Here is a 12,010-nt window from a genome sequence, read left to right on the forward strand (position 1 = left end):
TTCCCCCGGCTAGGCGGGGGAACCCGGGACGAGCCCACCCCCGCCACCGGGTGCTCGAAGACCCGCACCCCGCGCGGGCGCATCCAGACGGCGTCGGGCAGGACCGGATCCGGGGTGGCGGGGAGGTCGGCGCGGGAGGCGGCGCCGAGGTAGCCGAACCACTGCTCCCCCGGCGCCAGCACGGACTCCAGCAGCGCGAAGACGTCGTCGCCGACGACCTCGGTCGTGCCGCCGGAGTGCCGGGTGACCTCACGCCGGGCGGCCGACCACGACAGCGAGACGTCGTCGTCGTCGAGCCAGCCGATGATCGAGCGGCGTCCCGACCACGCGCGGGCACCGCCGCCGTCGAGCCAGAAGCAGCGCCGGTGCTCCGCAGCCACGGCGCGGAAGACCTCGACGGGGTCATCCATCGAGGAAGCTCCGCACGATGTCGGCGCCGTGCGACGACAGGATCGACTCGGGGTGGAACTGCACGCCCTCCAGCGGGAGGTCGCGGTGCCGCACGCCCATCACCACCCCGTCCTCGCTCCAGGCGGTGGCGACGAGCGGCTCGGGCAGGTCGACGACCGCGAGCGAGTGGTAGCGCACGGCGGCGAAGCCCTGCGGCAGCCCGGCCAGGACGCCGCGCCCGTCGTGGGTGACCGTAGCGACCTCGCCGTGCGCGGGCCGCACCCGCTCGACCCGGCCGCCGTACGCCGTCACCAGGCCCTGCATGCCCAGGCACACCCCGAGCACGGGGCGGGTGCCGGAGAGCAGCACGTCGCGGCCGACGGCGAAGTCGGTGGGCGACGCCGGGTGGCCGGGCCCCGGGGAGAGCACGACGTGGGTGTGGCGCAGCACGTCGTCGGCGCCCACCTCGTCGTGCTGGACGACGCGCGGAAGGACGCCGGTGACCGCGGCGACGAGGTGCACCAGGTTCCACGTGTAGGAGTCGTGGTGGTCGACCACGATCACGTCCGGGTGCACGCGCCGAGGGTAGTGCTACTGCCTCAGCGCACGGCAGGCGTCGCTGACCGGCTGGGCACCGCGCTCACGACACCCGTCGAACGCCGTCAGCCGCGCCATCAGCGCGTCGACCTGCGGCTTGCTGCGCGGGCTCGCGAACGTGTTGCGACGCTCGAAGGGGTCGCGGCGGTAGTCGTAGAACTCGTAGCCCCACGACGTGTGCCCACGGCGCGGGTCGAGGTCGAAGCGGGCGAGCAGCGCCGTCCGGCTGCGGATCGCGGTGAACGACGGGATCCGGTCGAGCTCGGCGCCGGTGAACGCGGCGTCCGGGTCGTCGCCGGTGAGGGTCTGCTGGGTGTGCTCGAGGAAGGCGTACGACTGGCGCACCAGCCTCGGCTGCGTCAGCGTCGGCACCAGCGACAGGCCGCTGCGGTAGGGCACGGGCGCCAGGCCGGCGAGCTCCTCGAAGGTCGGGGCGAGGTCGATGTTGCTGGTCACCTCGCGCCGCTTGCCGGGCACGACGCCGGGGCCGGTGACGAGCAACGGCACCCGCACGTCGGTGTCGTACGGCGTGCCCTTGCCGCGACCGAGGCCGTCCTGCCCGAGGTGGAAGCCGTTGTCGGAGGTGAGCACGACGTAGGTGTCGGGGCCGACGGTGCGCAGGATCCGCTGCACCATCCGGTCCGCGGACTGCGCCATCCGGGCGCGGTCGCGCAGGTCTCGCTCGGCGACGGACGCGCTCAGCGTGGGCACGGTGTTCCATGCGCGCGCCCGAGACCCGTCGAGCGCCCGGGGCCGGTTGTCGCGGCGGTCGTCGTGGAAACCGGGCAGGTCGTCGACGGTGAGCTTGCTGCACGCGACGCGCCCGCAGCTGCGCTCGCCCGCGCGGTCGCGGAACATCGGCGGGAAGAGCGGGTCGCCGGGGTAGTAGCCCTCGGGCTGCGTGCGGTTGTGCGGCGCGTAGACCGAGACCTCGAGGAAGTACGGCGCGTCGCCGGCCTCGCCCTGCCGCACCAGGTCGAGTGCGCGGTCGCCGATCACCGCGCCGGCGTAGGCGCGGTCCTTCTCGGCGTCGCTCGCGGTCGCCGGCGGCGCCGGGTGGTCGACGACCTGCAGGCGCTGGTCGACGACCTCGGTGCTGGCGTAGTCCCAGCCGTCGTAGGCCGAGCCGAAGACGGCCTCGAACGTCGACCAGCCGGGCACGACGGGCGGCAGCGCGCGGCCGGGCACCCACTCGTACTCGTTGAGGAACTTGCCCACGAACGACGTCGTGTAGCCGGCCTGCTGCAGCCGCACGTTGAAGGCGCGCTCCGGGTTGCCGTGGGTGTCGTAGGCCGGCCAGCCGCCGAGCATCGAGGTGCCCTGGTTGGAGGTGTTCGTGCGCACCCCGGTCTGGTGGGGGTACTGCCCGGTGAAGAAGCTCGAGCGGGACACGCAGCACAGCGAGTCGGTGACGAACGTGTGGGGGTAGCTCGCGCCCGCGCGACGCATCTGCTGCGCCGACCGCATCGTCTGCCAGGTCGGCGGAGAAGTCGTCGAGCATCACCACCACGATGTTGGGGCGACCGGCCCTCGCGGCGGGGGCGAGCTCGGACACGGGCCGGGGCGCGGCCTCGCGGCCCGGACGTCGTACGTCGTCGGTGCTTGTCGTGCCCTGCGCCCCGCACGCCGTCAGCGCGAGCAGGCACGCGCCCGCCCACGCCCTCCTGAAGTGGTGCACCTGTCCCCCGTCCGGTCCCCGTGCCTGACACAGTGACGCGCTGGGGCGTGGATCGGTTGCGTCCACGCCGAGGCCCAATGTCTATCACTTCGGTCGACAAATGGCGTGCAGCCGCCGTCGTGCCGGTCATCTGAGGACGTCCTGGTAGTCCGGGGGGCCGTTCCCCCTACCGGGACGTCCTCAGATGCCGGGGCCGCGACCGCGGGTACCTAGGGACGTTCTGGTGGGCCGGAGGGCCGTTCCACCCACCATTTCGTCCCTAGATACCGGGAGGTGCCGGGAGGGGGGCGGGGAGGACGGGGCTCAGGTGAGGAGGTCGCGGACGGCCGCGTGCAGCAGGTCGTAGCCGTTCTCGGTGAGGATCGACTCGGCGTGGAACTGGATGCCGCGGAAGCCGGGACCGGAGATGGCGTGGATGTCGCCGGTGGCCTCGTCGGCGTCGACCCGGACGCCGTCGGGCAGCTCGAGGCCCGCGGGGACGCGCCCCACGAACGTGTTGTAGAACCCGACCCGCTCGGTGCGCCCGTCGAGGCGCACCGGCGACTGCGTGCCCTGGAACACGACGTCCTTGTAGGCCAGGTCGAGCCCCAGCCGCTGGCACAGCGTCTGGTGGCCCAGGCACACCGCGAGGAACGGCTGGCCGGAGCCCAGCAGGTCGTCGACGGCCCGGCGGAACGCCGCGATCTTGGGGTGCTCGCCCTCCCGGGGGTCGCCCGGGCCCGGCCCGACGATCACCAGGTCGGCGCCGTCGAACGCGCCGGTGGCGTAGTCCTCGTGCCGCACGACGCGCGCGGTCATGCCGAACGAGCCGAGGACGTGGACGAGCATGTTCACGAAGTCGTCCTCGCCGTGGAGGATCACCGCGCTGCGCCCGGACAGGGCGGGGTCGGCGGGCTCGCCGGCCTGGTCGGTGAGCCAGAAGCGGGACAGCCGCTGGTTGCGCGAGCCGAGCGCCAGCACGACGTCCTCGTCGCGGGCGAGCTCGGCGATGCCGGCACCGTCGGTGGCCGCGGCCGGCGCGAGGCCGAAGGCGCTGAGGATGCCACCGGCCTTGGCCCGCGTCTCCGCGACCTCGTAGGCGGCGTCGGAGTCGCGCACGAGGGTGGCGCCCGCGGTCACCTTGAGCTCGCCGGACGTCGAGACGTCGGCGGTGCGGATCAGGATCGGGCTGTCCATGGTCGGGGTGCCGTCGGGCGAGCGGCCGAACAGCGCGAGCGCGGCGCCGTAGTAGCCCCGGCCCTCGGGCTCGTAGTCGGCGATCAGCCGGCAGGCGTTCTCCACCGGTGCGCCGGTGACGGTCGCGGCGAACATGGTGTCGCGCAGGATCTCGCGGTGGTCGCGGTCGGAGCGGCCGGCGAGGAGGTACTCGGTGTGGATCAGGTGCGTCATCGGCTTGAGGAACGGCCCGAGCACCTGCCCGCCCTCCTGGCAGATGTCGCACATCATCTTGAGCTCCTCGTCGACGACCATGAAGAGCTCGAAGACCTCCTTCTCGTCGGCGAGGAACTCGAGCAGGCCGGCCTTCAGCTCGTCCTCGGAGAGCCCGCCCACGCGGAACGTGCCGGAGATCGGGTTCATCCGGACGTCGCCGGAGCGCACCGACACGTGCCGCTCGGGCGAGGCGCCGATGAGGAACCGCTCGCCGGTGAAGAAGCAGAAGGTCCAGTACGCCCCCCGCTCGCGCTCGAGCAGCCGCCGCAGCACGGTCAGCGCCCTCGTCGCGTCCCAGTCGGCGACGACCGCGCGGTAGTGCCGGCCGATGACGAGGTTCGCGCCCTCGCCCTGGCCGATCTCGTCGCGGATGATGGCCTCCACGACCTCGGCGTAGTCCTCGTCGCTCGTCGCGAAGCCGCCGCGCTCGGCGAACTCGACCGGTACGTCGGGGAGCGCGGCCAGCAGGTCGTCGACCAGGACCTCGTGCTCGGCCTCGATGTCGACGACCGTCAGCGGCGTGCCGTCGTCGATCGCGGCGAACCCCCGCTCGGAGACCTGCCGGAACGGCACGGCCACCAGCCGGTCGGCGCTGCGGCCCGGCTCCGGCGCCCCGGTCTCGAGCGGGATGTCGAGCAGGCTGGCGACCTCGCTCGGCGTGCCGCCGACCAGGCCGGCGGTCGGCGACGCCTTGCGCCGGATGACCGCCCACGCGCCGTGCCCCTGGATCTGCTCCAGGAGGTCGGCGACAGGTGCGGTCTCGGTCATGGGGATGACCCTACGACCGCCCGGCGGGCCCCTTGGGGGGTGTCCCAGACCTGCTGCTCAGTCGAGCTGCGTCGCGATCCACTCCTGGAGCGCGGCGACGCCGTCGCGCAGGCTCCAGGCGGGCTGCCAGTCGAACTCGCCGCGCGTCGCCTCCACCGTGCAGGAGGCGTGGCGGACGTCGCCGTCGCGGTACTGGCCGGTGACGTGCGGCTCGGGAGCGGAGTGGTAGCGCGCGACCTCACGGGCCAGGTCGCCGATGGTCGTGCGCACGCCGCTGCCCACGTCGACCGTGCGCAGGTGGCCGGCGGGCGGCTGTGCGATCGCGGCGGCGAGGGCGCTCACCACGTCGTCGACGTAGACGAAGTCGCGGGTGATCTCGCCGTCCTCGTAGAGCGGGATCGACCGGCCCTCGCGGGCCAGGCGGGAGAAGAGCGAGACGATCCCCGTGTAAGGGTTGGACAGCGACTGGCGCGGCCCGTAGACGTTCTGCAGGCGCAGCACCGACAGGCGGGTGTCGTGCGAGCCGGTCCAGGCCGACAGGACCTGCTCCTGGGCGAGCTTGGTCGCGCCGTAGACGTTGATCGGGCTCGGGTGGGTGCCGGCGACCGAGTTCGGCACGTGCACCGCACCCTCGCCGTGGTCCCACCGGCCCGCCTCGAGCTGGGCGTGCGTCCGCAGCCCGGGCTGGAAGGTGGTGCCGTCGGGGCGGGCCCACACACCCTCGCCGTAGACCGCGCGCGAGCTGGTCAGCACGACGTGGGCGGGGACGTGGCCGGCGCGGGTGAGCGCGTCGAGCAGCTGCGTGGTGCCCACCACGTTGACCATGCCGTGGCGGGTGCTCTCCGACAGTGACTGCGCGGTGCCCGTCTCCGCGGCGAGGTGGACCACCGTGTCGGGACGGAGGTCGGCGACCACGGCGTCGAGGTCGTCGGCGCTCGTCACGTCGCCGACCCGCAGGTCGACGTGCTCCGGCAGGTCGGCGGGGGGCCGGGAGCCGGGGTGCACCTGCGGGTGGAGGTTGTCGAGGACCACCCAGCGCTCGGCGGATCCGGCCAGAGACCTGGCCAGCGTCGTGCCAATGAAGCCGGCGCCGCCGGTGACGAGGACGCGACCGGGTGCCTGCGCGGGAGGGGCCATGGTCGCGAGCCTAGGAGACGGGCACCTCGGACGGCGGCACCGGCGTCGCCGGGTCGAGGATGGGCGGCACCTCGGGGTCGGCCGGGTCGGGGTACTTCACCTCGACGCTCACCCAGTCGACGAGCATGCTCGACCGGACGCCGCCCGGCACGGCGTACTCGGGGTCCACGTCCTTGTTGGACAGCCTCAGGTGGAAGGGCAGCGCGTTGCCCGGCACGCGGCGGGCGTCCGGGGTGGAGGCGACCGTGTAGGCCGCGTTGCCCGACCCGTCCTGCGCGTCGTAGACCACCTGCTCGCCGCCGACGGTGAACGCGGCGGAGTACTGCCAGAACGCCTCCCAGGGCAGTGCCCCCGGCACGAACGACTGGGTCACCGGGAACAGCTCGGGCGCGCGACCCGCGGCGGCGCACTCGTCCACGCCGTCGTCGAGGGTCTCGTCGTAGCAGAGGTGCGAGCCGAGCTGGACCCCCGTGGGCTTCAGCGGTCCGTAGCTCTCGACGACGTCGATCTCGCGGGGGTCGGCGGGGTCGGGGTGCTGCACCCACAGGGCGGTGTAGTTGGTGCCGGTGTCGGGCATCAGCAGGCTGGCCGTGACCCGCACCTGGGTGCCGGCCGGCAGCGCCCAGCCCGACGTCGAGCGGATCTGGGCGAGGTGGCCCACGTCAAGCTGGCCCTGCCCGTTCTGGACGGCGAGGTCCCAGCCCGGCATCTGGTGCCACTGTGCGGGCGCCTCGCCGGCGGGCCCGTCGAAGCCGTCGAAGAAGAGCGGCTCCCACCCCCACGTCGGGGCGGGGTCGGACTCGGAGGTGTCGCCGGCGGGCAGGGTGGCGCCCGCGGGCGCGCTCGCGAGCGGCACGGGCAGCAGGACGGCGAGGAGCGCGAGGCCCGCCAGCACGCGGGTGCGGCGGCCCCGGACGACGACCGGCCTCACCCGACGACGGTCAGGAGCTGGGTGGCACGGGTGAGCACGACGTAGAGGGTCGCACGTCCGGTCGCGGACTCGTCCTCGATCTCCTGCGGGGCGACCACGACGATGCCGTCGAACTCGAGGCCCTTGGTGTCGAGGCCGGTGAGGACGACGATGCGGTCCTCGCCGCTGGGCGTCACGCTCGAGTCGACCGCCGCCCGCGCGCCCGCGGCGTCGCCGGCGTGCTCGGGCCAGGAGGCCAGCCACGCGTTGACCTCGGAGCGGCGCGCCACCGGGACGACGATGCCGACGGTGCCCTCGACGCGCCCGGAGATCGTCCTCACGGCCTCGCGCACGGCCGCCTCGAGGTCGTCGACGGGTGCGACGACGAGCGGCTCCTCGCCGGTGCGGCGCACGGCCTCGGGCAGGTCGGCGTCGAGGCCCACGCGACGGGCGTAGGCGGCCGCGAAGGCGTAGATCTCCGCGGAGTTGCGGTAGTTGGTCGACAGGTGGAACTCGTGGAGCTCCTTGCCCTCCAGCGCCTCGGCGCGCGCGGCTGCCGCCTCCGGGGCGTCGGGCCACGACGACTGCGCGGGGTCGCCCACGATCGTCCAGCTCGCGGTGCGGCCGCGGCGGCCGACCATCCGCCACTGCATCGGCGTGAGGTCCTGCGCCTCGTCGATGAGGACGTGGGCGTAGCCGTCGTCCTCGATGCGGTGGCTGGGCGGCGCCCACTGCCGCCCGCCGGGGGCGTACTCGCGCTCGGAGATGGTGGTGAGCTCCTGGAGGTCGACGCCGCCCTCGAGCAGGCCGGTCTCGTCGAGGTCGCGCTCGTCGTCGGTGCGCTGAGGGACGTCGCCGAGGGCGTAGCGCAGCTCGTCGAGCAGCGGGACGTCCTCGATCGACAGGTCGGGCACCCCCGGCCGACCGGGCTGGCCGGCCCACGACTTCGAGAGCAGCAGCTGCTCCTCGCGGCTCACCACGCCCTCGCCGACGCGGGCGAGGAAGTCGGGGTCGCGCAGCCAGCCGAAGACGGTCTGGGCGTCGAGCGGCGGCCACCAGGCCGAGGCGAACTCGACGAAGCCGGCGTGGCCGAGCATGTCGTCGTCGAAGGCCTCGCGGCCGCGCTCCCTGCCGCGCTCGCCGGAGACCTGGCGCCACATCGCGTCGAGCAGGGTCTTGGCCACGCGCGGCAGCTGGCGGTTGCGGCGACCCTGCGACATCAGCTGGCGGCGCAGCCGGCCGAGCAGGCCGGGGTCGAGCACGATCGTCTCGTCGCGCCAGTAGATGCGGAAGCTCGTGGGGGCGCCGGGGGCATGCTGGCGCGCGGTGCGGCGCAGCAGCTCGGCCATCCGGGTGGCGCCCTTGACGTCGGCCACGGCCGGCTCGTCGTGGCGGGTCGCGCGGACCCCGCCGACGACCTCGCCGAGCGAGCGCAGCGCGACGGCGGTCTCGCCCAGGCTGGGCAGCACGCGCTCGATGTAGCGCATGAACACCCCGCTCGGACCGACGACGAGCACGCCGCCGCCCTCGTAGCGACGACGGTCGGAGTAGAGCAGGAACGCCGCGCGGTGCAGCGCCACGACGGTCTTGCCGGTGCCGGGGCCGCCGGAGATCGACACGACGCCCTTGCCGGGTGCGCGGATCGCCTTGTCCTGCTCGGCCTGGATGGTGGCGACGATGGAGTGCATCGAGCGGTCGCGGGCGCGGGAGAGCTGCGCCATCAGCGCGCCCTCGCCGACGATCGGGAGGTCCGTCTCGGCCTGGTCGTCGAGCAGCTCGTCCTCGACGCCGACCACGGTGCGGTGCTGCGAGCGCAGGACGCGACGGCGCACCACGCCCTGCGGCGTGGCGGCCGTGGCCTGGTAGAACACGCCGGCCGCGGGAGCGCGCCAGTCGATGAGCAGCACGTCGCGGTCGGCGTTGCGCACGCCGATGCGGCCGATGTAGCGCGGCTCGCGGTCGATCGAGGGGTCGAGGTCGAGCCGGCCGAAGACCAGGCCCTCGTGGGCGGCGTCGAGCTGCGCGATGCGCTTGGCGGCCTGGAAGACCATCGCGTCGCGCTCGACGAGGCCGCCCTCGTGCTCGAGCCGGCCGCGCTCGTGCCCCTCGGCGGCCAGCGCCTTCGCGCTCGCCGTCGACGCCTCCAGCTGCACGTAGACCTCGTCGACGTACGCCTGCTCCGTCGCGATCTCGCGCGCCTCGAGCTCCTCGCTCACACCTGCTCCTCATCCCCCGAGAACCACCTGCCCGGCTCCCGCGGGCAGACCGAGAAGCGTACCGGGCCGCACCCACGAGCACCGACTCGTCGCCGCACCCGGACACCACCTCCGGACGGGCCCCTCACGCGAGCACCAGCGCCCCCACCACGCAGACCAGCGCACCCAGGGTGCGCACCCGGTCGGCGCGGTCGAGCCGGCGCAGCAGCGCAGGTCGGGCCTCGGCCGGTGCGGTGGCGAGCCGCCCGTGGCTGGGGGCGGCGACGGCGGCGGTGGTGAGGACCGCCAGCGCGCCACCGGCCACCGCGACCCAGGTCCCGGGCTCGGCCGCGTGGGTCGCGGCGGCCCACGCCAGGACCCCCACCAGGGGCGGGTAGATCGCGGCCACGACCGGGGTGATCCGCGCCGAGTGCCGCTCGTGGGCGCGCGACCACGCCGCGTCGCCGACGTCGCGGAGCGCGGGGTAGACCACGACGTCGACGGTGAGCTGGAAGCCGAGGTGCGCCGCGGCGACCAGCAGCAGCCACGGGACCGGGTCGGCCAGGCTCACCCGAAGTCCCCGGCGGCGACGTCGGTCTCGCCCGCTGCCAGCGCGTCGACGACCCGGCGCGCGACGTCGGCGGGCGCCAGACCTTCCGGCAGGCGTGGCGCGGTGCCCGACAGCGGCCGGTCCGCCAGGCCTGTCTCGGTGTGCGGCGGCCGCACGTCCACCACCGTCACCCGCGAGCGGCGCAGCTCGGTGCGGAGCGCGGTCGCGACGGCGCTGAGCGCGGCCTTGCTCGCCGAGTACGCCGCCATGCCGGGCATGGGGCGCTCGGCGACGACCGCCGACAGGTGGAGGACGAAGCCCTGCGACTCCTCGAGCAGCGGCAGCAGGCGGCGCAGCAGGAACAGCGGGCCGACGACGTTGGTGAGGAAGAGCTCCTCGACGACCTCGTCGGGGGTGTCGACGAGCGGTCCGAAGGCGACGACGCCGGCGGCGTTCACCAGCCCGTCGAGGCCGCCGAGGTGCTCGCGCGCGGCGGCCGCGACGGCGTCGACCGCGGTGGCGTCGCCCAGGTCCGCGACCACGGGCACGCCCGTGCCGAGGGCGGCGAGCCGGTCGCCGTCGCGGCCCACCACGACCAGGCGAGCACCGCGCCGCTCCAGCTCGGCGACGACGAGGGCACCGAGGGCCCCCGTCGCTCCGACGACGGCGACGCGCGCGCCGGACAGGTCACGGGGGGTCAGGGCTGGCGCCACGACGGGCTCCTCTCACAGGGTCTCGTCCCCTTCTCGGCCCCGGCCCGGCCCGCGGATGCAGCCGAGGACTACTTCTCGGTCGCCGTCGGCTGTGACGGGCGCGACCTCGGGCGGGAGAGGAACGCCGTCATCGCCTCGCGTGCCTCGTCGCTGGCGAAGAGCCGGGCGCTGGTGGTCGCCATCTCCTCGCCGAGGACGTCGATGCGCGCGACCAGGTCGCCGTTGAGGATCCGCTTCGACTCGCGCAGGCCCTGGGGGGCCCCCGTCGCGAGGCTGGCGCAGATCGCGGCGACCTCGTCGTCGAGCCGGTCGGCCGGCACCGCCTTGGTCACCAGCCCGTACGCCGCCGCCTCGGCACCGGTGAACACCTCGCCGCCGAGCGTGGTCAGCGAGGCGGCGCGCGGGTTCATCCGGTGGTGGACCGTGAGGCTGATGATCGCCGCGGCGAGCCCGAGCTTGACCTCGGTGAGGGCGAACGTCGCGTCGTCGGCGCTGACCGCGATGTCGGCGGCCGCGACGATGCCGATGCCGCCGGCGCGCACCGCCCCGAGGTTCTTGGTGACGACCGGCTTCTCGAGGGTGACGATGAGGCGCTGGAGGTCGACGATGCGCCGCGCGCCCACCTCCATCCCCTCGGTGGTCGCCTCCGACAGGTCGGCGCCGGAGCAGAACACCTTGCCGGAGCTCTCGATCAGCACCGCCCGCACGTCCTCGTCGGCCCCCGCGCGCTCGAGGTGGGCGTGCAGCTCGGTCACCAGCTGCCTGCTCAGCGCGTTGCGGTTGGCCGGGCTGTCGAGGGTGAGGGTCGCGACGGCGTCGGAGACGGCGTAGTGGACCAGCTGTGCGGGGGCGTCGGTCATGCCGCCATCCTGCCGCACCGCCGCGGGCGGATCACTCGCCGCCGGGCACCCGCGCCACCGCGGAGAAGCTGATCGGCATCAGCCACTGCGAGTCGAGCCACGCGGCCTGGTCGACCACGCCGGCCAGCTCGGCGAGGAGGACCCCCGCGGTGCCGCGCGACCCCTCGTGGCCGTCCTCGGGGGAGCCGATGATCCACCTCAGGTGGCGCAGGAGCTCGGCGACCGTCGACACGCTGTCGTTCATCGGCTGCACGTCGACGTCGACGAAGCCGGCGCGGTGCAGGAGGTGGGCCAGGCCGTAGGCGGTGAACCGGTAGTAGTCGTGGGGGAGCTCGTGGAGGTACCAGGTGAGGGGCGCGCTTAGGATCACGGTGCCGCCGGGGCGGATCACGCGGGCGAACTCCTCGAGCACCCGCCACGGCTCGGGCGTGTGCTCGAGGACCTGGGTGCACACGACCGCGTCGAGGGAGTCGTCCTCGAGCGGCAGGTCGTCGGCCGGCGCGACCACGTCGACGGCCACGTCGGGGGTGTGGGTCGTGCCCGACCAGTCGCTGGTGCGGTAGTCGGTGCCGGCGAACAGCTCGCGGTAGGGCGCCTCGCCCGCCCCGACGTCGAGGACGCGCGCCCCGGGAGCGAGCGCGGCCGCGGCCTGCCGCAGGAACGCGACGTGGGGCTCGCGCGCTGCCGGCGCCTCGGCGACGAAGGCCCGCAGCGCCTCGCTCGCCCCGCTCATGTCCACGGCCACGACGTCTCCTCCAGGCACTCGGCGCCGGTGCGGCGC

General features: G+C 74.4%; 10 protein-coding genes and 1 pseudogene. All 11 read right to left on the reverse strand.

Going from position 1 to position 12,010, the window contains the following annotated elements; all coding sequences use genetic code 11:
• Window positions 1–410 (reverse strand): annotated as a pseudogene (locus ACFFJG_RS08735) (anthranilate synthase component I family protein); the annotation flags it as partial.
• Window positions 403–966: an anthranilate synthase component II gene (locus ACFFJG_RS08740; protein WP_378518215.1), complete on the reverse strand. Its 564-nt coding sequence runs from the start codon at window positions 964–966 to the stop codon at window positions 403–405. The pseudogene ACFFJG_RS08735 and the gene ACFFJG_RS08740, both read right to left, overlap by 8 nt.
• A 15-nt stretch (window positions 967–981) precedes the next feature.
• A complete protein-coding gene (locus tag ACFFJG_RS08745) occupies window positions 982–2,454 on the reverse strand; it encodes a sulfatase-like hydrolase/transferase (protein ID WP_378518216.1) in 1,473 nt (490 codons plus the stop codon).
• Between the two features lie 514 nt (window positions 2,455–2,968).
• Window positions 2,969–4,864 (reverse strand): anthranilate synthase family protein, encoded by a 1,896-nt coding sequence (locus ACFFJG_RS08750; protein ID WP_378518217.1) that lies wholly within the window; start codon window positions 4,862–4,864, stop codon window positions 2,969–2,971.
• 57 nt (window positions 4,865–4,921) lie between these two features.
• Window positions 4,922–6,001, reverse strand: coding sequence for an NAD-dependent epimerase/dehydratase family protein (locus ACFFJG_RS08755; protein ID WP_378518218.1), 1,080 nt, complete (start codon window positions 5,999–6,001; stop codon window positions 4,922–4,924).
• A gap of 10 nt (window positions 6,002–6,011) precedes the next feature.
• A complete protein-coding gene (locus tag ACFFJG_RS08760) occupies window positions 6,012–6,932 on the reverse strand; it encodes a hypothetical protein (protein WP_378518219.1) in 921 nt (306 codons plus the stop codon).
• Entirely contained in the window at window positions 6,929–9,127 is a 2,199-nt protein-coding gene (locus ACFFJG_RS08765) for a HelD family protein (RefSeq protein ID WP_378518220.1), read from the reverse strand. The genes ACFFJG_RS08760 and ACFFJG_RS08765 overlap by 4 nt, the downstream gene beginning before the upstream one ends.
• A 124-nt stretch (window positions 9,128–9,251) precedes the next feature.
• Window positions 9,252–9,677 (reverse strand): hypothetical protein, encoded by a 426-nt coding sequence (locus ACFFJG_RS08770; protein WP_378518221.1) that lies wholly within the window; start codon window positions 9,675–9,677, stop codon window positions 9,252–9,254.
• Complete coding sequence (locus tag ACFFJG_RS08775; RefSeq protein ID WP_378518222.1) at window positions 9,674–10,369, reverse strand: SDR family NAD(P)-dependent oxidoreductase; 696 nt, start codon at window positions 10,367–10,369, stop codon at window positions 9,674–9,676. The genes ACFFJG_RS08770 and ACFFJG_RS08775 overlap by 4 nt, the downstream gene beginning before the upstream one ends.
• 68 nt (window positions 10,370–10,437) lie before the next feature.
• On the reverse strand, window positions 10,438–11,229 hold the full coding sequence (locus ACFFJG_RS08780) for an enoyl-CoA hydratase-related protein (RefSeq protein WP_378518223.1): 792 nt from the start codon (window positions 11,227–11,229) through the stop codon (window positions 10,438–10,440).
• Window positions 11,230–11,260: 31 nt separating this feature from the next.
• Entirely contained in the window at window positions 11,261–11,974 is a 714-nt protein-coding gene (locus ACFFJG_RS08785) for a class I SAM-dependent methyltransferase (RefSeq protein ID WP_378518224.1), read from the reverse strand.
• Window positions 11,975–12,010: the final 36 nt, after the last annotated feature.

Source organism: Nocardioides zeicaulis, assembly GCF_042432345.1.
Taxonomy (GTDB): domain Bacteria; phylum Actinomycetota; class Actinomycetes; order Propionibacteriales; family Nocardioidaceae; genus Nocardioides; species Nocardioides zeicaulis.